The organism is Rhizobacter sp. AJA081-3 (assembly GCF_017795745.1).
Taxonomy (GTDB): Bacteria; Pseudomonadota; Gammaproteobacteria; order Burkholderiales; family Burkholderiaceae_C; genus Piscinibacter.
Window position 1 is genome coordinate 877,043 of the sequence record NZ_CP059067.1, and the last position, 20,846, is coordinate 897,888.

The 20,846-nt window shown below is 68.2% G+C and carries 19 protein-coding genes and 1 pseudogene; 13 read left to right on the plus strand and 7 right to left on the minus strand.

The window, feature by feature from the left end; translation table 11 throughout:
* Positions 1–7 precede the first annotated feature (7 nt).
* The 13 genes and pseudogenes from HZ992_RS04360 (at position 8) to HZ992_RS04415 (ending at position 12,479) form a co-directional block, all read left to right on the plus strand.
* Complete coding sequence (locus HZ992_RS04360) at positions 8–1,066, plus strand: Gfo/Idh/MocA family protein (RefSeq protein WP_209385465.1); 1,059 nt, start codon at positions 8–10, stop codon at positions 1,064–1,066.
* A complete protein-coding gene (locus HZ992_RS04365) occupies positions 1,066–1,650 on the plus strand; it encodes an acyltransferase (RefSeq protein ID WP_209385466.1) in 585 nt (194 codons plus the stop codon). Before HZ992_RS04360 ends, HZ992_RS04365 begins: the two co-directional genes overlap by 1 nt.
* Positions 1,650–2,753 (plus strand): DegT/DnrJ/EryC1/StrS family aminotransferase, encoded by a 1,104-nt coding sequence (locus HZ992_RS04370; protein ID WP_209385467.1) that lies wholly within the window; start codon positions 1,650–1,652, stop codon positions 2,751–2,753. The genes HZ992_RS04365 and HZ992_RS04370 overlap by 1 nt, the downstream gene beginning before the upstream one ends.
* The gene (locus HZ992_RS04375) at positions 2,750–3,985 is read left to right on the plus strand and encodes a lipopolysaccharide biosynthesis protein (protein WP_209385468.1); all 1,236 of its coding nucleotides are present in this window, start codon (positions 2,750–2,752) and stop codon (positions 3,983–3,985) included. The genes HZ992_RS04370 and HZ992_RS04375 overlap by 4 nt, the downstream gene beginning before the upstream one ends.
* Positions 3,982–4,749 carry a class I SAM-dependent methyltransferase gene (locus HZ992_RS04380; RefSeq protein ID WP_209385469.1) on the plus strand — a complete coding sequence of 256 codons (768 nt, stop codon included), beginning with the start codon at positions 3,982–3,984 and terminating at the stop codon, positions 4,747–4,749. The genes HZ992_RS04375 and HZ992_RS04380 overlap by 4 nt, the downstream gene beginning before the upstream one ends.
* Complete coding sequence (locus HZ992_RS04385; protein WP_209385470.1) at positions 4,746–5,825, plus strand: glycosyltransferase family 4 protein; 1,080 nt, start codon at positions 4,746–4,748, stop codon at positions 5,823–5,825. The genes HZ992_RS04380 and HZ992_RS04385 overlap by 4 nt, the downstream gene beginning before the upstream one ends.
* Positions 5,822–6,940, plus strand: a complete 1,119-nt coding sequence (locus tag HZ992_RS04390; protein WP_209385471.1) for a glycosyltransferase — start codon at positions 5,822–5,824, stop codon at positions 6,938–6,940. The genes HZ992_RS04385 and HZ992_RS04390 overlap by 4 nt, the downstream gene beginning before the upstream one ends.
* Positions 6,937–8,160: a glycosyltransferase family 4 protein gene (locus tag HZ992_RS04395; protein WP_209385472.1), complete on the plus strand. Its 1,224-nt coding sequence runs from the start codon at positions 6,937–6,939 to the stop codon at positions 8,158–8,160. The genes HZ992_RS04390 and HZ992_RS04395 overlap by 4 nt, the downstream gene beginning before the upstream one ends.
* A complete protein-coding gene (locus tag HZ992_RS04400) occupies positions 8,157–8,867 on the plus strand; it encodes a class I SAM-dependent methyltransferase (RefSeq protein WP_209385473.1) in 711 nt (236 codons plus the stop codon). Before HZ992_RS04395 ends, HZ992_RS04400 begins: the two co-directional genes overlap by 4 nt.
* Positions 8,864–10,036: a DegT/DnrJ/EryC1/StrS family aminotransferase gene (locus HZ992_RS04405; RefSeq protein WP_209385474.1), complete on the plus strand. Its 1,173-nt coding sequence runs from the start codon at positions 8,864–8,866 to the stop codon at positions 10,034–10,036. Before HZ992_RS04400 ends, HZ992_RS04405 begins: the two co-directional genes overlap by 4 nt.
* A gap of 3 nt (positions 10,037–10,039) precedes the next feature.
* Positions 10,040–10,624: pseudogene (locus HZ992_RS25635) on the plus strand (sugar transferase); the annotation flags it as partial.
* Between the two features lie 114 nt (positions 10,625–10,738).
* The gene (locus HZ992_RS26100; protein ID WP_371816819.1) at positions 10,739–11,470 is read left to right on the plus strand and encodes a nucleoside-diphosphate sugar epimerase/dehydratase; all 732 of its coding nucleotides are present in this window, start codon (positions 10,739–10,741) and stop codon (positions 11,468–11,470) included.
* 55 nt (positions 11,471–11,525) lie between these two features.
* Positions 11,526–12,479, plus strand: coding sequence for a KpsF/GutQ family sugar-phosphate isomerase (locus HZ992_RS04415; RefSeq protein ID WP_209387042.1), 954 nt, complete (start codon positions 11,526–11,528; stop codon positions 12,477–12,479).
* 12 nt (positions 12,480–12,491) lie between these two features.
* On the opposite strand, the gene HZ992_RS04420 is transcribed toward HZ992_RS04415, so the two are convergent.
* The 7 genes from HZ992_RS04420 to HZ992_RS04450 are packed head-to-tail and all read right to left on the minus strand — an operon-like array spanning position 12,492 to position 20,844.
* Positions 12,492–14,402, minus strand: coding sequence for a polysaccharide biosynthesis protein (locus tag HZ992_RS04420; protein WP_209385476.1), 1,911 nt, complete (start codon positions 14,400–14,402; stop codon positions 12,492–12,494).
* Positions 14,403–14,435: 33 nt separating this feature from the next.
* Positions 14,436–15,470 (minus strand): MraY family glycosyltransferase, encoded by a 1,035-nt coding sequence (locus HZ992_RS04425; protein WP_209385477.1) that lies wholly within the window; start codon positions 15,468–15,470, stop codon positions 14,436–14,438.
* Positions 15,467–16,720 carry a glycosyltransferase family 4 protein gene (locus tag HZ992_RS04430; RefSeq protein WP_209385478.1) on the minus strand — a complete coding sequence of 418 codons (1,254 nt, stop codon included), beginning with the start codon at positions 16,718–16,720 and terminating at the stop codon, positions 15,467–15,469. The genes HZ992_RS04425 and HZ992_RS04430 overlap by 4 nt, the downstream gene beginning before the upstream one ends.
* Before the next feature lie 11 nt (positions 16,721–16,731).
* Positions 16,732–17,865, minus strand: a complete 1,134-nt coding sequence (gene wecB / locus HZ992_RS04435; RefSeq protein WP_209385479.1) for a non-hydrolyzing UDP-N-acetylglucosamine 2-epimerase — start codon at positions 17,863–17,865, stop codon at positions 16,732–16,734.
* Positions 17,862–18,974, minus strand: coding sequence for a UDP-2-acetamido-2,6-beta-L-arabino-hexul-4-ose reductase (locus tag HZ992_RS04440; protein WP_209385480.1), 1,113 nt, complete (start codon positions 18,972–18,974; stop codon positions 17,862–17,864). The genes wecB and HZ992_RS04440 overlap by 4 nt, the downstream gene beginning before the upstream one ends.
* A 5-nt stretch (positions 18,975–18,979) precedes the next feature.
* A complete protein-coding gene (locus HZ992_RS04445) occupies positions 18,980–20,014 on the minus strand; it encodes a polysaccharide biosynthesis protein (protein ID WP_209385481.1) in 1,035 nt (344 codons plus the stop codon).
* Between the two features lie 29 nt (positions 20,015–20,043).
* Positions 20,044–20,844 carry an AglZ/HisF2 family acetamidino modification protein gene (locus HZ992_RS04450; protein WP_209385482.1) on the minus strand — a complete coding sequence of 267 codons (801 nt, stop codon included), beginning with the start codon at positions 20,842–20,844 and terminating at the stop codon, positions 20,044–20,046.
* Positions 20,845–20,846 lie beyond the last annotated feature (2 nt).

The following is a 20,846-nucleotide window of genomic DNA, read 5'->3' on the forward strand; positions in this document are numbered from 1 at the left end:
CCCCGTCATGACCACCCCGTCCGTCATCCGCGACCGCAAGCTGCGTTTCGCCCTCGTGGGCTGCGGCCGCATCGCGCAGAACCATTTCGCCGCGCTGAAGCAGCATGCCTCGCGCGTGGAGCTGGTGGCGGTGTGCGACAACCAGCCGGCCGCGCTCGAGAAGGCCGTGGCGCTGACCGGTGCCGCCGGCTTCGCCTCGCTGGACGCGCTGCTGGCCGGCAGCGACGCCGACCTGGTGGTGCTGTGCACACCCAGCGGCCTGCACCCGCGCCAGGCGATCCGCGTCGCCCAGGCCGGGCGCCATGTGCTGAGCGAAAAGCCGATGGCCACCAAGTGGGACGAAGGCGTGGCCATGGTGCGCGCCTGCCGCGACGCCAACGTGAAGCTGTTCGTCGTCAAACAGAACCGCCTGAACGGCACGCTGCAACTGGTCAAGCGCGCGGTGGAGCAGGGCCGCTTCGGCCGCATGGCGATGGTCACGGTGAACGTGTTCTGGACGCGCCCGCAGAGCTACTACGACGACGCACCCTGGCGCGGCCGCTGGGACATGGACGGCGGCGCCTTCATGAACCAGGCCAGCCACTACGTCGACATGGTCGACTGGCTGGTCGGCCCGGTCGACAACGTGCACGCCTACACCGCCACGCTGGCGCGCGACATCGAGGCCGAGGACACCGGCGTGATGAGCCTGCGCCTGCGCAGCGGCGCGCTGGCCAGCGTCAACGTGACCATGCTGACGCACAAGAAGAACTTCGAGGGCAGCATCACGCTGCTCGGCGAGCGCGGCACGGTTCGCGTGGGCGGCGTGGCCGTCAACAAGATCGAGCACTGGGAGTTCGACACGCCGCACGAGGACGACGCCAAGGTGGCCTCGGCCAGCTACGGCGTCGAGAGCGTCTACGGCCCCGGCCACCCGCTGTACTACGACAACGTGATCAACACGCTGCGTGGCGAGGCGCATGCCGAGGTCGACGGCTACGAGGGCCTGCGCTCGCTGGAGGTGCTGATCGCCGCCTACCGCTCGGCACGCGACGGCACGCGCGTCGGCCTGCCGCTGGTGTTCTGATGAGCGGGACCATCCACCCCAGCGCCATCGTCGACGCGGGCGCGCAGCTCGGCGAGGGCACGCGCGTCTGGCACTTTGCCCATGTGTGCGCCGGCGCCCGCATCGGCGCGCGCTGCTCGCTGGGGCAGGGCGTCTACGTCGGCAACGACGTGGCCATCGGCGACAACGTGAAGATCCAGAACAACGTGTCGGTGTACGACGCGGTGACGCTGGAGGACGATGTCTTCTGCGGCCCGAGCATGGTGTTCACCAACGTCTACAACCCGCGCTCGGCGGTGACGCGCAAGAACGAGTACCGGCGCACGCTGGTGCGCCGTGGCGCCACGCTGGGCGCCAACTGCACGATCGTCTGCGGCCACACCGTGGGCCGCCATGCCTTCGTCGGCGCGGGGGCGGTGGTCAACCGCGACGTGCCCGACTTCGCGCTGATGGTGGGCGTGCCGGCGCGCCAGATCGGCTGGGTCAGCCGGCACGGCGAGCGGCTCGATCTGCCGCTGAGCGGCGATGCCGAAGCCGCCTGCCCGGCCACCGGTGAGCGTTATCGACTGGTCGCCGGCGTGTGCCGCCTCGCCGAGGCATCCTGATGACCGCCAAGCTCGACTTCATCGACCTGAAGAGCCAGTACGCGGCGCTGAAGGAGCGCATCGCGGTGCGCATGCAGGCCGTGCTCGACCACGGCCAGTACATCATGGGCCCGGAGGTCAAGGAGCTCGAGGAACAGCTGGCCGCCTTCACCGGCGCCAAGCACTGCATCACCGTGGCCAGCGGCACCGAGGCGCTGCTGATCGCGCTGATGGCGCTGGACCTGCAGCCCGGCGACGAGGTCATCACCACCGCCTTCACCTTCGCGGCCACCGCCGAGATGATCGTGCTGCGCGGCGGCGTGCCGGTGTTCGTCGACATCGAGCCCGACACCTGCAACATCGACGCCCGGCTGATCGAGGCGAAGATCACGCCGCGCACCCGCGCCATCATGCCGGTGAGCCTGTACGGCCAGTGCGCCGACATGGAGGCCGTCAACGCCATCGCCGCGCGCCACGGCCTGGCGGTGATCGAGGACGCGGCGCAGAGCTTCGGGGCGACCTACCAGGGCGCGCGCAGCGGCAACCTCAGCACCTTCGGCTGCACCAGCTTCTTCCCGAGCAAGCCGCTGGGCTGTTACGGCGACGGCGGCGCCATCTTCACCAGCGACGACGCGCTCGCGCAGGCCTGCCGCGAGATCCGCGTGCACGGCCAGAGCGCGCGCTACACCCACACCCGCGTCGGCGTGGGCGGGCGCATGGACACGCTGCAGTGCGCCGTGGTGCTGGCCAAGCTGGAGCGCTTCGACTGGGAGCTGCAGCGCCGGCGCGAGATCGGCGCGAGATACCAGCTGCTGCTCGAAGGCCGCGGCATCGATCTGCTGGCCGTGCGGCCCGACCGCGACTGTGTCTGGGCTCAGTACACCGTGTTCGTCGACGAGCGCGCGAAGGTGCAGGCGGCGCTGCAGGCGCAGGGCATCCCGACGGCGGTGCACTACCCCAAGCCGCTGCACCGACAGCCGGCCTATGCGGCGTACTGCTGCGCCGAGTGCTGCCCCGAGAGCGAGCGCGCCGCGCAGCGTGTCATGAGCCTGCCGATGAGCGCCGACCTGTCCGAGGCCGACCAGCTGCGCGTCGTGCAGGCGCTGCTCGACGCCACCCAATGAGCCAGGGCGCGTGGCGCCAGGTGCTGACGCTGCTCGGCGGCGCCGGCCTCGCGCAGGCCATCGCGCTGGCGGCCAGCCCGCTGCTCACGCGCCTGTACGCGCCGGAGCACTTCGGCGTGTTCGCGCTGTTCGCCAGCCTGGTGACGCTGATCGCGACCGTGGCCACCGGCCGCTACGAGCTGGCGGTGATCCTGCCGGCCAGCGATGCCGAAGCCTGGCAGGTGGTGAAGCTCGCGCTGCTGATCGCCCTGCCGGTGACGGCGCTGACGCTGCTGGCCGTCGCGTTGGGCGGCAACGCGCTGGTCGAACATGTCGGCGACGCGCGGCTCGCGGTGTGGGCCTGGCTGCTGCCGGTCGCGGTGCTGCTCACCGCGCTGATCAACACGCTGACGGTGTGGGCCAACCGGCGCCAGGCCTACGGTGCGCTGGCGGTGAATCGCGTGGCGCAAAGCGGTGTCACCGCGGCGGCCAGCGTGGGCCTGGGCGCGGCGGGCTGGGCCAGCCCCGGCCTGATGCTGGGCAGCGTGATCGGCCAGGCCGGTGCGGCCTGGCTTCTGGTGTCGCGCCGGCCGCGCGGGCAGGGCGAGGCCGCCCAGACGACGCTCGCCGAACTCGCGCAGCGTTACCGCGACTTCCCGCGCATCAACCTGCCGCATGCGCTGCTCGACGCAGCGCAGGCCAGCGTGGTGCTGGCGCTGCTTGGCGCAGCCTATGGCGGCGCGGTGCTCGGCTGGTACGCTTTCGCGCTGCGCATCGCGCGCACGCCCCTGGCGATGATCGGCTCGTCGGTGGGCCAGGTGTTCCAGCAACGCGCGGCGCGGCTGGCCGAGTCGGGCGGCGACCTCGCCGAGCTGTCGCGCCACACCACGCAGCGCCTGCTGCTCATTGCCGCGCCCTTCGGCGTGGCGGTGGTGTGGGCGCCAGAGCTGTTCGCCTGGGTGTTCGGCGACAACTGGAGCGACGCCGGCCTCTACGCCCGCGTGCTGGCGCCGTGGATGATCCTCAGCCTGCTGACCTCGCCGATGTCGCAGCTGCCGCTGATCGTCGGGCGGCAGGGCGGCGCCTTCGCCTTCGGCGTGGTCTACCAGCTGGCGATGGTGCTGCCACTCGCGCTCGGCTGGGCGCTGGCTTGGCCGGTGCTGCACACGCTGACGCTGCAGTCGGCGGCGGCCAGCGCCGTGTTGCTGGCCTACGGCGTGTGGCTGCAGCGCCTGGCACGGAGCGGGCGATGAGCGGCGCGCAATTCTGGGCCGACCGTGTGCGCCGCTACGGCCACACCGGCTGGTCCGACGCGGCGGTGTATGCCTACGACCAGCGGCTGCGCCTGGCGGCACTGCGCCAATGGCTGGACTCCCAGGCGTTTCCCGCCGAGGCGACCGCGCTCGACTTCGGCTGCGGCACCGGCGACTTCTGCGCGCTGCTGGCCGAGCGATTCGGTGCGGTGGTCGGCTGCGACCTCGCTCCCGCCGTGCTCGCCTTGGCTGCGCAGCGGCACGCCTCGCCGCGCATCCGCTACAGCGCCGATGCCGAAGAAGCGCTCGCGCAACGGTATGCGCTGATCCTGTGCGTGACGGTCTTGCAGCACGTGGTCGACGACGCCGAACTTCACGCGCTGCTGCAGCGTTTCGCCGCAGCCCTGCAGCCCGGCGGGCAGGTGGTGGTGCTGGAGACCTTCGCCAGCGGCACGCCTGCGGCGAATGGCTACCTGAAGCGCCGCACGCTCGAGTCGCTGGTGGCGGCCTTCGCTGCCGTCGGCCTCGCCCTGCGTTCGCAGCGCGGCTTCTATCACCCCGGCGAAAGCCCGACGCCGGCCTTCCTGGCCTACCGCCGGCGCCCGCTGGTGCGCCTGCTGTCGCGCCTGGCCCCTTGGCGGCTGCCACGGGTGCGCGGCTGGCTGGAACGCCTCGGTGCGCAGGCCGCCGACGCCGACCGCGACGCGATGGACCGCGCCGGCTCGCCGACGCAGTGGCTGGTGTTCGCCCGGAGCGCCGCATGATCGACCGGACCGAAGCCCCTGTGCTCGTGCTCGGCAGCGCCTCCATCCACGTCGCGCGTTTCGTGCGCGGCCTTTGCGCCGCCGGTCGCAGCGTCGTGCTGGCCACGCATGGCGAACTGCCGCTCGGCCCTCTGCCGGGGTTGCGCGAGCAGGTGGTGCTCGACCTGTCCGTTACTTCGTGGTCGGCGGTGCGCCGCATCCGTGCGCTGACGCGGCAGTGGTCACCGTCGGTGATTCACGCGCACCAGGTCAACAGCGTGGCCTGGCACGCGGTGCGTGCAGCGCGCGGCGCCGTGCCGGTCGTGTTGACGCTGTGGGGCTCCGACGTGCTGACGCTGCCCTCGCGCAGCCCCTTGCACCGCTGGATGGTGCGCAGCGCGCTGCAAGGCGCTGCCGCATGGACCGCCGATGCGCGCGTGCTGCTCGATGCGGCCGCGCAGATCGCCGGGCCCTGCGAAAGCATCCGCCGCGAATGGATCCCGATCGGCATCGACGTGCCGCCGCCCGGCTCGCAGACACGTGAGCGCCGCTTGCTCTCGTGCCGCCTGCACAAGCCGCTGTACCGCATCGATGCGATCCTGCGTGCCTTCGCGAGCCTGCCGGCGAGCCGAGCCGACTGGGTTCTGGAGGTGGCCGCCAGTGGCGAGCAGACGCCGGCCCTGCAGCAACTCGCGGCCGAGCTCGGCGTGGCCGAGCGCGTGGAGTTCAGCGGCATGCTCGGCGCCGCCGCCCTGTGGCGCGCCTACCGGCGCAGCGCCGTGTTCGTGAGCGTGCCCGAGACCGACGGCACCTCGGTGAGCCTGCTCGAGGCGATGGCCGCGGGCTGCCTGCCGATGCTCAGCGACCTGCCGGCCAACCGCGAGTGGGTGGAGACGGGCCGCAACGGCCTGCTGGTGGCTGACCCCGCCCATCTCGGTGCCGCGCTGGAGCAGGCGATCGAGTGGTCGGAGTCGGGCCGCTGGGTGCGCGAAGGCCGGCCGATCAACGAGGCGCTGGTGACGGAGAAGGCCCTGTTCCCCCACAACATCGAGCAGTTCGTGGCGCTGTATGACGAGCTCACGGAGCACTCGGCATGAGCACCCCACCGCGCCGCATCGTCCATGTCACCACCGTGCACCCGCGCGACGACATCCGCATCTTCCGCAAGGAGTGCGTCTCGCTGGCACGTGCCGGCTACGAGGTGGTGCAGGTCGTCGGCGATGGCCTGGGCGAAGCCGTGGTCGACGGCGTGCGCATCGTCGACATCGGCGCGCGCCCGGCCGGCCGGCTCGCGCGCATGCGCCAGCAGCCGCGGCGGGCGCTGGAGGCGGTACGCGCGCTCGCGCCAGCGCTGGTGCACGTGCACGACCCGGAGCTGCTGCCGCTGGCCGGTGCGATGGCGCGCGAGGGCGTGCTGGCGGTCTACGACGCGCACGAGGACGTGCCGCGCCAGATCCTCACCAAGCAGTGGATCGCCTCGCCGCTGCGCATGGCGCTCTCCTGGGGCTTCGAGCGCTACGAGAACGCGCGCGTGCGGCCGCTGGCGGCCGTGGTGGCGGCCACGCCGCACATCGCGCAGCGTTTCGCCGCGGTGGCGCGGCGCAGCGTCTCGGTGGCCAACTATCCCTTCCTCGGCGAGCTGGCGCCGCCGGCTGCGCCGGTGCCGCGCGAGCGGGTCGTCTGCTACGTCGGCGGCATCATGCGCACGCGCGGCATCTTCGAGATGGTGCGCGCGCTGCCGCAGGCGCCCGGCGTGCGGCTGCTGCTGGCCGGCAACTTCGAGGATGCGGCGCTGGAGCAGGCGCTGCGCGCCGAGCCCGGCTGGGCACAGGTGGACTACCTCGGCCTGATCGGCCGCGAGCAGGTGCGCAGCGTGCTCGCGCGCGCCAGCGCAGGCCTCGTCACGCTGCTGCCCATGCCCAGCTATGTGGATTCGCTGCCGATCAAGATGTTCGAGTACATGTCGGCCGAGCTGCCGGTGATCGCCTCGGACTTCCCGCTGTGGCGCGACATCGTCGTGCGGCAGGCCTGCGGCGTGTGCGTGGACCCGGCCGACCCGGCGGCGATCGCCGGGGCGATCCGTGCCATCGTCGACGCGCCCGAGCGCGTGCAGGCGATGGGCCGGGCCGGCCGCGCCGCCGTGCTCGATCAGTACAACTGGCCGCAGGCCGAGCGCGAGCTGCTCGCGCTCTACGAGACGCTGCTGCCGTGAACATCCTGCTCATCAACCACTACGCCGGTTCGCCGCGCCACGGCATGGAGTACCGGCCCTACTACCTGGCGCGCGAATGGGTGCGCCTGGGGCACAAGGTGCAGATCGTCGCGGCGAGCTGGTCGCACGTGCGCAGCGTGCAGCCCGCGGAGCCCGGCGACGAGGTCATCGATGGCATCGGCTACCGCTGGCTGCCCACGCCGCCCTACGGCGGCAATGGTGTCGGCCGCGTGCTCAACATCTGGGCCTTCCTGAGGCAGTTGTGGCGCGACGCGCCGCGCTGGGCCAGCGAGTTCCGGCCAAACGCGGTGATCGCCTCCAGCACCTACCCGATGGACATCTGGGTGGCGCGACGCATCGCCCGCCTGGCCGGAGCAAAGCTGGTGCACGAGGTGCACGACCTGTGGCCGGCCTCGCCGATCGAGTTGTCGGGCATGTCTCCGCGGCACCCCTTCATCCTGTTGTGCCAGAAGGCCGAGAACGACGCCTGCCGCGATGCCGACGTGGTGGTGTCCATGCTGCCCAAGGTGGCCGAGCACCTGCAATTGCACGGGCTGGACCTGCGCAAGCTGCACATCGTGCCCAACGGCATTTCGCCGGAAGAGTGGCAGGGCGCCGCGGTCTCGCTGGCCCCGGCCATCGCGACCCACATCGCCCAGCAGCGTGCCGCCGGCCGGCAGGTGGTGGTCTATGCGGGCTCGCACGGCGAGCCCAATGCGCTGGACGTGCTGCTCGACGCGGCCGCGGCGATGCAGACCGAGCCCTTCGCCTTCGTGCTGGTCGGCGACGGCCACGAGAAGGCGCGGCTGGCGCAGCGCGTGCAGGACGAGGGAGAGGCGCTGCGTCACGTGCGCCTGTTCGATCCGATCCCGAAGGCGCAGATCCCGGCGCTGCTGGCCGCCACCGACATCGCCTACATCGGCTGGAAGCGCCAGCCGCTGTACCGCTTCGGCATCGCGCCGAACAAGCTCATGGACTACATGATGGCGGGCGTGCCCGTGCTGCACTCGGTCGAGGCCGGCAACGACCCGGTGGCCGAGGCGGGCTGCGGCCTCACCGTGGCGCCGGAGTCGGCGCAGGCGGTGGCGCAAGGCCTGCGCCGGCTGGCCGTCCTGTCGCCCGGCGCCCGCCGCGCGATGGGCGAACGCGGCCGCGACTTCGTGCTCGCCCACCACGCCTACCCGGTGCTGGCGCGGCGCTTCCTGGAGGCCATCGCATGACGCAGCGCCACGACGAAGCCGACGCCGTCACGCAGCGCTACGCGCGCCGTGCCGCCGTCGACAGCCGCTACAGCCTGCTGCGCCCGGAGGTCTGGCAGACCGTGCAGGAGCGCCAGCGCGCCATGCTCGGGCTGTTCGTCAGGCACGGCCTGGCGGACCTGGCTTCGCTGCGCCTGCTCGAGGTCGGCTGCGGCAGCGGCGGCAACCTGCTCGAACTGCTGCGCCTGGGCTTCCGGCCCGAGCACGTGGCCGGCGCCGAACTGCTGCCCGAGCGCCTGGCCGCGGCGCGGGCCACATTGCCGGCGGCCACCGTGCTGCACGGCGGTGACGCCACCGCGCTCGCACTCGAAGCGCAATCCCAGGACATCGTGTTCGTCTCCACCGTGTTCTCGTCGCTGCTCGACGACGCCTTCCAGCAGCGACTGGCCGAGGTCATGTGGCGCTGGGTGCGCCCGGGCGGCGGCGTGCTCTGGTACGACTTCACCGTCGACAACCCGGCCAACCGCGACGTGCGCGGCGTACCACTGGCGCGTGTGCGGCAGCTGTTCCCGCAGGGCCGCGTCGACGCGCGGCGCGTCACGCTGGCGCCGCCGATCGCCCGCCGCGTCGCCCGGGTGCACCCGTCCCTCTACACTCTGTTCAACACCGTTCCGGCGCTGCGCACGCACGTGCTCGCCTGGATCGCCAAGCCCGATCTGCCCCGATGAGCACCGACTCCGTCCAGCCCTTCCTGCCCTTTGCCCTGCCCGACATCGGTGAAGCCGAGATCGCCGAGGTGGTCGACACGCTGCGCTCGGGCTGGGTGACCACCGGCCCGAAGACGCGCCGCTTCGAGGAAGATTTCGCCGCCTACCTGGGCACGCCGGGCCTGCACGCGCTGGCGGTGAACTCTGCCACCGCCGGGCTGCACCTGGCGCTGGAGGCGCTGGGCATCGGCCCCGGCGACGAGGTGATCACCACCACCCACACCTTCACCGCCACCGCCGAGGTGGTGCGCTACCTCGGCGCCGACGTGGTGCTGGTGGACATCGACCCGACCACGCTGTGCATCGACGTCGATGCCGTCGAGCGCGCCATCACGCCGCGCACCAAGGCCGTGGTGCCCGTGCACTACGGCGGCCTGGCCGCCGAGATGGGCCGGCTGCTGTCACTGGCGCGCAAGCACGGCCTGCGCGTCGTCGAGGATGCCGCGCATGCACTGCCCAGCACCAGCGGCGGGCGGCTGATCGGCACGCTCGACTCCGACGCCACGGTGTTCAGCTTCTACGCGAACAAGACCATCACCACCGGCGAGGGCGGCATGGTGGTGACGCGCGACGACGCACTGGCGCGCCGCGTCAAGGTGATGCGCCTGCACGGCATCAGCCGGGATGCCTTCGATCGCTTCACCGCCAAGGTGCCGAGCTGGTACTACGAGATCGTCGCGCCCGGTTTCAAGTACAACCTGACCGACATCGCCTCGGCGCTGGGCATCCACCAGCTGCGCCGCGCCAACGAGTTCCAGCGTTGCCGGCAGGCGATCGCCCATGCCTACGACCAGGCGCTGGCCGGCCTGCCGCTGCTGCGCCCGCCCGGCCCGGTGGTGGGCGACCTGCACTCGTGGCACCTGTACGTGGTGCGCCTGACCGATGAGGCGCGCATCTCGCGCGACAGCTTCATCGAGAAGCTGTTCGCCGCCGGCATCGGCTGCAGCGTGCACTACATCCCGCTGCACCTGCAGCCTTACTGGCGCGACCGCTACGGCCTGCGCGCCGAGCAGTTCCCGCACAGCCAGCATGCCTACGAGCGCATGGTCAGCCTGCCGATGTACTCGCGCATGACCGAGGCCGACGTGCTGCGCGTGGCGGCGGCCGCACGCGAGGCGCTCGTCGGCTAGTCGATGTTCAAGCGTTTCGTCGACGTGGTGGCTTCGGCGGCCGGCCTGCTGCTGCTGGCGCCGTTCTTCGCCTTGATCGCGCTGGCCATCAAGCTCGAGTCGCCCGGGCCGGTGTTCTTCCGCCAGGAGCGCGTCGGGCGCCATGGCCGGCCGTTCCGCATCTTCAAGTTCCGCACCATGACGGTGGCGCCGCCCAGCGGCGGCGTGCCGCTCACGGTGGCCGGCGATGCGCGCATCACCCGCGTCGGCGCGTTCCTGCGCAAGAGCAAGCTCGACGAGCTGGCGCAGCTGATCGATGTGCTGCGCGGCACCATGAGCCTGGTCGGCCCGCGCCCCGAGGTGCCGCGCTACGTGGCCCACTACCCGCCGGAATGGCGCGAGCGGCTGCTCTCCGTGCGCCCCGGTATCACCGACTTCGCCTCGGTGCGCTACCGCGACGAGAACGAACTGCTCGCGCAGGCACACGACCCCGAGCGCGAGTACATCGAGGTGATCCTGCCGACCAAGCTGCAGTACGCGCTGCACTACGTCGACCGGCCCACCTTCGCCAACGACCTGCGCGTGATCGGCCTGACGCTGAGCACGGTGTTCGTCCCCACCCTTCCTTCACCCACGAGGATGTTCGGCATGAACGACAGCAAACTCTGGGTCTGGCTCGACCAGACCATGTCGGCACTGCGGCCGCGCAATCGTGCCGTCGCGATGGCGGTGGACGCGGCGGTCATCCTGGCCTGCTGGCACCTGACCTACCTGTTCCGCCTCGGCTTCGAGCGCTGGCAGCCGGGCCGGCCCTGGTACGACGACTACGTCTCCCTGGGCGTGGTGCTGTGCTACCTGGTGTTCCTGGCGCTGACCGGCGTGCCGCGCGGGCTGTGGCGCTTCTTCGGTTTCGACGACTTCAAGCGCATCGCGCTGGCCTGCCTGCTGGCCGGCACGATCAGCGCGGTGGCCGTGCTGATGGCGCAGCTCACCGGCGTGGCGCGCGCCGTGCTGCTGCTGCACCCGCTGTTCTGCATCCTCACGCTGAGCCTGGCGCGCATGGCCTACCGCATGGTCTGGGAGCAGGCGCGCTCGCTGACCAGCGGCGTGGAGGGCGAGCCGCGCCGCGCCATCGTGATGGGTGCCGGCGAGGCGGCGCGCCGGCTGGTGGGCACCATCCACCGCCGCGACGGCTGGACGGTGCTGGCCCTGCTCGACGACGACCCGGCCAAGCAGGGCCTGCGCATCGGCGGCGTCACGGTGCAGGGCACGATCGCCGACGTGGTGCTGCCGCACCTGCTGGCCGGTGCCACCCACGTGATCGTGGCGATGCCCGGCGTGGCCGCCGAGCGGCGCGAGCGGGCCATCGAGCTGGCACGCCAGACCGGCCTGGCGGTGATGAGCGTGCCGCCCCGCATGGAAGTGCACGACGCGCCGGAAGCCGTGCCCACCTAGAATCGGCGCCATCGTGAACGCACCTTCCTCGCTGCCCTTCGACGCCGAGCGCGTCATGCGCCTGGCGCTCGAGACCTTCGATATCGAAGCGCGCGCGCTGATCGGCCTGAAGGCGCGCCAGGGCGAGTCCTTCGTGAACGCGGTGCGCGCCATGCTCGACAGCCGCGGCCGCGTCGTCGTGATGGGCATGGGCAAGAGTGGCCACGTCGGCCGCAAGATCGCCGCCACGCTGGCCTCCACCGGCACGCCGGCGATGTTCGTGCACCCGGCCGAGGCCAGCCATGGCGACCTCGGCATGGTCACCGCCGGCGATGTGGTGCTGGCGATCTCCAATTCCGGCGAGAGCGACGAGCTCGCCGCCATCGTGCCGGCGATCAAGCGCCTCGGCGTCACACTGGTGGCGATGACCGGCAAGCCCGAGAGCACGCTGGCCCGGCATGCCGACATCGTGCTGTCCAGCGCGGTCGACCAGGAGGCCTGCCCGCTGAACCTGGCCCCCACCGCGAGCACCACCGCGCAGATGGCGCTGGGTGACGCGCTGGCGGTGGCGCTGCTCGATGCGCGCGGCTTCCGCGAGGAGGATTTCGCACGCTCGCACCCGGGTGGCTCGCTCGGCCGCAAGCTGCTCACCCATGTGCGCGACGTGATGCGCAGCGGCGACGCCGTGCCGCGCGTGCCGCCCGAGATGCCGCTGGTGGACATGATGCGCGAGATGACGCGCAAGGGCCTGGGCGCCACCGCCGTGGTGACGCCGGAAGGCCAGGTCGCCGGCATCTTCACCGACGGCGACCTGCGCCGCCTGATCGAGCGCGGCGCCGACCTGCGCGAGCTTCGCGCGCGCGACGTGCTCTACCCGACGCCGAAGACGGTGCGCGCCGACGCGCTGGCCGTCGACGCCGCCGATCTGATGGAGAAGCATCGCATCACCAGCGTGCTGGTGATCGACGACGACGGGCTGCTGGTCGGCGCGCTGAACTCCAACGACCTGATGCGCGCGAAGGTGATCTGAAGGCGAAGGCTTTCAGGCCCGCGTGGCAAGGCCGGCCGCGGCCTCGGCATTGACCTCGTCGGCCGAGCGGTACTCGGGCACCAGGTTGCGGATCTGGCGCAGCATCGACTCGCTGTCGTTGGCCTCGCAGGCCTGGCGCAGCGACTGCAGCATCTTGTCGAGCAGGGCCGGGTCGATGTGGCGCTCGTGCGCGGTCATGATGCGCGGGTGGCCGCTGGGTGCCACGTCGTCGCCGATCAGCAGCTCCTCGAACAGCTTCTCGCCGGGGCGCAGGCCGACCGACTGGATCTCGATGTCGCCGCCCGGGTTGTCCACCGTGCGCTCGCTCAGGCCCGACAGCCGGATCATCGAGCGCGCCAGGTCGGCGATGCGCACCGGCTCGCCCATGTCGAGCACGAACACGTCGCCGCCCTTGGCCATCGCGCCGGCCTGGATGACGAGCTGCGCCGCCTCCGGGATCAGCATGAAGTAGCGGATGATGTCCGGGTGGGTGATGGTGATCGGCCCGCCGGCGCGGATCTGCCGGCGGAACAGTGGCACCACCGAGCCCGACGAGCCGAGCACGTTGCCGAAGCGCACCATCGAGAACACGGTGCGGCCGCCGGCGCGCAGGGCCGCCGCCTGCATCACCAATTCGGCGACGCGCTTGGACGCGCCCATCACGTTGGTCGGGCGCACCGCCTTGTCGGTGGAGATCAGCACGCAGGTCTCGACACCGGCCTCGGCCGCGGCGCGCGCCATGTTCAGCGTGCCGAAGACGTTGTTGCGCAGGCCCTGCTGCATGTTGCCCTCGACGATGGGCACGTGCTTGTAGGCGGCGGCGTGGTAGACCGTCTGCACGCCGTGCGCCTTCATCAGGTGGCGCACCAGTGCCTCGTCGAGCACGGAGCCGAGGCTGGCGACGATCTCGGTGCCGCGCGCGGCGTGCTGCAGTTCGTGGTCGATGGTGTAGAGCGCGAACTCGGAGTGATCGAGCAGCACGATGCGGCTCGGGTGCTGCGAGAGCACCTGACGGCACAGCTCGCTGCCGATCGAGCCGCCGGCGCCGGTGACCAGCACCACCTTGCCGGCGATGTTGCGGGCGAACAGGGTCGGGTCCGGCGGCACGGCGTCGCGGCCCAGCAGGTCGGCGACGTCGACCTCGCGGATGTCGGAGACACCGGCCTTGCCGTCGACCATCTCGACGAGGCCGGGCAGGATCTTCACCGGCAGCCCGGCACCCTCGACGCGGCGGATCAGGCGGCGCTTCTGCGCCGAGCTGGCGGAGGGGATGGCCACCACGATCTGGTCGATCTCGTGGCGGAACACCACCTCGGCGAGCAGGTCGGGCGAGTAGACCTTCAGGCCGGCCACCGTCTTGTTCTGCAGATCGCGGCGGTCGTCGAGGAAACACAGCGCGCGGTACTCGCTGCTGAAGGCCATGCTGTAGGCCAGCTGCGCGCCGGCTTCGCCGGCGCCGTAGATGGCGGTGCGCACCCGCGTGCGCCCGCCCGAGCGGATGCCCCGGCGCAGCAGCGTGCGCGCCACGAAGCGCGAGGTGACCACGTAGGCGAAGGCGACGAACCAGTAGATCAGCACCGACGAGCGCGGCAGCTCGAGGAACTGCATCAGCGTGGCCAGAACGTAGACCAGCACCACCGCCACGGCCAGCGCCACGCCGGAGACCAGCAGCACGCGCAGGTCGATGTAGCGCACCACCGTGCGGTACAGGCCTGCCACGCCGAGCACCGGGATGGTCAGCAGTGCCAGCATCAGCTGCATGTCGGCGTCGGTTCGCAGCGCGTCTGCGACGGAGCCCAGGCGCAGCGACACGGCGGCGATCATGCACAGCGGCAGGAACACCGCGTCGCCGCCGAGCATGATGAGCATCTTCGCGCGCGGCGAGATTTCAGACAGGCGGCGGGCGATCTGAATGGGCGACATGGGCCTCGATTGTGCTACGGCACGAGGAGCGTCTCAGGCGGCCTGAGCTGTCCGGTCTCCGGCCTTGTATCGGTAGGCCAGCCAGACCAGCGGAGCGTACGCAATCAGTGTGCCGACTACGCCGTCGAGGCGCCGCAGCGCCACCATCAGCGCCACCGGCAGGAGCCAAGCCAGGTTGATCGCGCCGATGGCCAACGTCACTGTGCGGTGGGACTTGTGCAGGCGCGAGGCGTACTGGTAGGCGTGGCTGCGATGAGCGACGTAGAAACGCTCGCCGCGGCGCACCCGGCGCACGAGCGTAGTGGTCGCGTCGACCATGAAGCAGCCGTAGAGGATCAGCCAGCTCCAGAACAGCACGGGGTGATCTCGTCCGCACCATAGCGAAAGAGCGGCAATCAGCAATCCAAGGAAGCCGCTGCCGGCATCGCCCATGAAGACACGCGCCGGCGGAAAGTTCAGCACCAAGAATCCTGCCACACAGGCGGCCAGCAGGACGGCTGCCGACCACTCAGTGCTTTCGCCGCCCAGGTGCCAGACGAGTGCGCCGCCGAGCGCTACGGAGATCAGTTCAACGCCGGCGATACCGTCGATGCCGTCCATGAAATTGAACAAGTTGATCGACCAGACCAAATAGCCCACAGAAGCTATCAAACCGACTGTCCCAAGGGGGATGATCATTCCGATGATTGGCACAGCTGGCAGGGGGCCGAGCCACCACAACACCCATGCCGAAGCGAAAACGTGACCTACGAAGCGAACCCGTGCGGGCAAGGGCTTTCGGTCGTCGACGAATCCGAGCACCGCGACAAGCCCACCACCGCCGCAGAGTGCAGCGAACATATCTGTGCCGACGAGCTCGCGATGCCACAGCATCGCTGACAAGGCGATGAAGCACGCGACGAAACCAACGCCGCCGCCTCGAGGTGTGGGCGCGCTGTGGGAACTGCGTTCGTTTGGGTGGTCAAGCAAGTCGACAGCCATAGCGTAGCGGCGCACCGCGAGCGTCAACGCCCATGAGATCGCTATTGCTGCGGCACTGAGCACAGCCAAGAAAAAGCCGCTGCTCATGACGATCGAGCGGGTCTGCGAGGATCAGTGCCAGAACGAGTCAGTTCGCTGAGCCACTCTTCGAGCCGAGAAATTAGCACAGCTCTATCGAACTCCAGTCGGGCGTAGTTGCGGCCGCGTTCCCCCATTGCCGCCCGCTCGCCCGAGGGCATCGCAGCCAGTTTCTCCACGTTGTAGGCAAGTGCCGTGCCGTCGCCAGCATCGCACACCAGGCCTGCGCCCGATTCGGCAATCACTCGGGCCCCTTCGCCTCCAAGCATGCCGAGTATTGGCACACCAGTTGCGAGGTAGCTCTGCACCTTGCCCGGAATGGTCATGTCGAAAACCGGATCAGACTTGAGAGACACGAGCATGGCGTCAGCCGCTTTGAAGAACGACGGCATTCGCTCAAGTGCATGTCGCCCAAGCAAGATCATGGTGCCTTCCAAACCTCGCCGTTCAATCTCTGTACGAACTTCACCCATCGCCCGGCTGTCGCCAACAATGAGCCAACGTATGTCCTTGCGGTGTTTCATGGACGTCGCCGCAGCCAAGATCGAAGGGAAATCCTGGGCCTCACCGATGTTTCCGGCAAACATGACATTGAAGCTGTCATGGAAGTTGGCGACCTCGGGCGCGATCTCTGAGCTACCGTTGTCAAAGACCGCCTCGACCCAAGCCGGAAAGTATCTAACGCGAGCGGAGGATCCAGACCAGCGCTCGACGCTAGCAACGAAAGCCTGCGACTGAACGAGCACACGATCGCAGTGTCGATAGATGTAACCGACCATGCGCCCGATGGCGATCAATGCACGCGGAGATTTCACGGCTCCCACAGCCGACAGAGTCTCTGGCCACAAATCGAGAACCCACATAAGCATCGGGACCCGCTTCAGGTAGCTCATCCAGAGTGCGGGCAGCGCTGACGTAACGGGAGATACCTGAAAGGAGAAGACCGCATCGAACTGTCGTCCGCGCAGTCGCCATGAACCCAGCAAGGTAGCCCAAAATAGAAAGCTCAAATAGTTGAGCGCCAGTTGCAGGCTACCGTTTCCGCGCGGTCTCAGAGGCACTCGTACGATTCGAGCATTCTTGTACGATTCGAAGCGGCCAGGGTCTTGTTTGTACTCTGCGAAAGTTCTGCCCTCGGGATAGTTGGGGCGGCCCGTTAGCACAGTCACGTCGTGCCCTCGAGCGACCAGTTCCGAAACCAACTCGTTCACCCGAAAGTTCTCCGGCCAGAAGTACTGGCTGACGACAAGCAAGCGCACGCAATCAGTCCTCAGTCGTATTTGCGCCAGACCACGCGATTCACGTAGTCCGCATAGCTGTGAATGATCCGCACGACCTTCTGTGATACGTTGGGCATGGAGTAGTCGCCGACCAACCGCAGTGCGCGCAAGTCACCCCGAGGTTGCCCGGCAAGCACAGATAGCCCCTGCCGGACTCGGTCGAGATCGAGTCCGACCATCATCACGGAAGCTTCCTCCATGCCCTCTGGTCTCTCGTGCGCCTCGCGGATGTTCAAGGCTGGGAAGTTGAGGATCGAGGACTCCTCAGTGATCGTACCGCTGTCGGACAACACTGCCCGCGCGGACATTTGCAGCTTCACATAGTCGTGGAATCCCAGCGGTTTGAGCAGCCGGACACGGGGATCAAATTGAGCCCCGACGGCATCGATTCGCTTCTGGGTGCGCGGATGCACGGACACGATCACCGGGGAGTCGTGCTCGACGGCGAGACCATTGAGCACAGCAGCCAGCTTGGCGAAGTTTCGCTCGGAATCGATGTTTTCTTCACGGTGCGCGCTGACGAGGAAAAACTGTCCTTCGGTGAGTCCGAGCCGGTGCAACACGTCAGACGCGTCGATGCTCTGGCGATAGTGTGTCAACACCTCGAACATCGGGCTGCCCGTCTTGATCACGAGGTCCGGCGACAGCCCCTCGCGAAGCAGGTAGTCTCTGGCAATGGTCGAGTACGTCAAATTGACGTCGGCCGTGTGATCGACGATGCGCCGGTTCGTCTCTTCGGGGACGCGCATGTCGAAGCAGCGGTTGCCTGCTTCCATGTGAAAGATTGGTACTTTGCGGCGCTTCGCTGGAATCACGGCCAGGCAACTGTTCGTGTCGCCGAGCACGAGCATGGCCTCGGGGCAGACCTCAGCCAGCACCCGGTCCATCGCGATGATCACGTTGCCGATGGTCTGCGCCGCACCCTGCCCCGCCGCATCGAGGAAGTGGTCAGGCCTGCGCAGCCCGAGGTCGTCGAAGAAGACTTGGTTGAGTTCGTAGTCGTAGTTTTGCCCGGTGTGAACCAGGATGTGGTCGCAGTGCTCGTCGAGCGCCAGGATGACCCGCGACAAACGGATGATCTCTGGCCGAGTCCCGACCACAGTCACGACGCGCAGCTTCTTCATGGCTTGACTTTCAGGGATACGGTGTCTGGTCGCGCTCGATCGAAGATCTCGTTCGCCCAAAGCATGACCACCATTTCCTCGTCGCCCACATTGGTGATGTTATGCGTCCAACCGGGCACGGTCTCCACAATGCGGCCCTCGCCTCCATGGGTAACGATCTCATGGATCTCGCCGCTCACGATGTGGCGGAAGCCGAAATGCGCACGGCCTTTGATCACCAGGAACTTCTCGGTCTTGGTATGGTGGTAGTGCTCGCCCCGCGTCACACCGGGGTGGGCGGTGAAGTACGAGAACTGGCCGCAATCCGAGGTCTTGAGCATCTCAACGAACTCGCCACGCGGATCTGCATACCGAGGTACCGTATACGCGAAGTCTTGCGGGAGCAGGTAGCTGACGTATGTGGAGTAGAGCGCGCGCACGAAGCCAGTGCCCGTGGGCGGCGAAACGAGCGTCGTACGACTGTCGACAAAGGTACGCAACAGGGTGGCAATCTCGCCCACAGTCGTCGTATACACCCGTCCGGCTTCGCACAGGCCCTGGGGATGATCGGGACGCAACATGACATCGACGAAGGCCGCGACGACATCGTCGATGTGGATCAGACGCAACTGCGCAGACGAGTCATTGACTGTGATCGGCAAGCCGCGAGCGACGTTGTGGCAGAAAGTGGCCACGGCCGAGTTGTAGTTGGGCCTGCACCACTTTCCGAACACGTTAGTCAGACGGAACAGATGGATCGGCGCCCCGGTGGATCGGCCGTGCGCAAGGAGCGCTTCCTCGGCAGCGCGCTTGCTGCGGCCGTAATCGTTGTCGAGTTCGGCTTGAGTCGATGACGCATAGACGATCCGTGCTCGCCCGCCCGTGCTGGCCAGCGCGGCGCAGAGTTCTTCGGTGAAGCCTGCATTCCCGGTTGCGAATTCGGCCGGATCCTTTGGACGATTGACGCCGGCCAAGTGGAAGACCAGGTCGGCTCCGGTGACCGCTGCATGGAGATCGTCTTTAGAGCTGTCGCGAGTGATGGCCGCCACATCCATCTCGCCGAGTTCCTTCAGTCGAATACTCAGGTTCTGCCCGATAAAACCATCGGCACCGGTCAATACGATCTTCATTCCAGTCAATCCTCGGGATTCGAGCTCTCGCCGCGCACAATGCGCCGCATGAAGTCGAGGCGAAGCAGCAAGTCTTTCATCTGCGCGACGTCCAGGCGAGTAGTGTTGTGGGAGTTGTAGTCCTCACCGTGGGAAATGCGCGTTTCGCCCTGTTCCACGAACTTCGCGTAGTTCAGGTCCCTGCTGTCGGAGGGGACGCGGAAGTAGTTCCCAAGGTCTTCTGCACTCGCGCGCTCTTCTCGACTGAGCAGCACCTCGAACAGCTTTTCGCCGTGCCGCGTGCCGATTTCGCGCACTTCGTGTTGCGGGCGCTGCATCACCTCCAGAATGGCGCGGGTGAGCACCTCGACAGTCGCTGCCGGTGCCTTCTGAACGAAGATGTCACCGTTGCGCCCATGCTCGAATGCGTAAAGCACGAGTTCCACCGCGTCGTCCAGGGTCATCATGAATCGGGTCATGGCCGGATCGGTGACCGTCAGCGGCCGACCTGCGAGCACCTGGTCGACGAACAACGGAATGACGGAGCCGCGCGACGCCATCACGTTCCCGTATCTCGTGCCGCAGATCAGCGTTCCCGAGCCTTCGAGGTTTCTAGAGGTCGCGACCATCACCTTTTCCATCATCGCCTTGGAGATCCCCATGGCGTTGATCGGGTACACGGCCTTGTCGGTGCTCAGGCACACGACGCGACGCACGCTGGCAGCGATGGCCGCATGGAGCACGTTCTCGGTCCCGAGGACGTTGGTCCGCACGGCCTCCATCGGATGGAATTCGCACGATGGCACCTGCTTGAGCGCTGCTGCATGAAAGCAGAAGTCGACGCCACGCATGGCGGCCTCCACGCTGCGTTCGTCGCGGACATCGCCGAGATAGAACTTCAGCTTCGCGCTCGCGTAGCGCTTTCGCATGTCATCCTGCTTCTTCTCGTCGCGGCTGAGGATGCGGATCTCGCGCAGGTCGGAAGTCGCGAAGCGGCGCAGCACTGCGTTGCCGAACGAACCCGTTCCCCCGGTGATGAGAAGGACGCGGTCCTTAAACATGGTTGGATTCATCTGATTGGTTTCGGAGTTCAGCCCGCAGACGGACCGGACGCGCCTGCATGCACGGGCCTAGTGAGTTCGTCCTTTTGCGTGGGCACCGGATAATTGATGAGCACTGCGCGGTAGGCACCCTTGAAAACGAAGAGACTGCCGGCTGCTGCCCCGACGAGGCCACAGGCCTCGAACAATTGACGCATGTCGGCCAGCGAGCCCGCACCTCCCAGCACCGTCATGGGAATGCGAAGCTCCTGCCGAAGGCGGCTGGCGAGGGGAAGGTCGTAGCCATTCATGCGCCCGTCGCGTTCGATGGAATTGATGACGGTCTCGCCCGCGCCAAGAGACTCGGCTCTCTTCGCGAATTCAATGGCGTCAAGCTTCGTATTGGTGCGGCCGTTGTGCGTCCACACCTCGTACCCCTTGCCCAGCATGCGCTTCTTCACGTCGAGCACGACGACGACACTCTGCCGGCCGATCTCGTCGGCGATCCGAGTGATCAGCCCTGGATCCGCCACAGCGGCCGCGCTGATGGCCACCTTCTCGACGCCCAACCCGACGATCTTCTTGGCGTGCTCCGCGGTGCGGATGCCACCGCCGTAGCACAGGGGCATACGACACTCGGCGGCCAGCCGGGCGATCATCTTGTAGTCGGGCTCCGATTTCTTCACTGTCGCGTCGATATCGAGCACGATCAGCTCATCGGATTCCTTCTCGTTGAAGATCTTGACAGCGTTGATCGGATCGCCGACGTACTTCGGCTCCTTGAAGCCGACCGTCTTGACGAGCCCTCCGTCGTGAACCAGCAAGCAGGGGATGATTCGAGGTCTCAGCATGC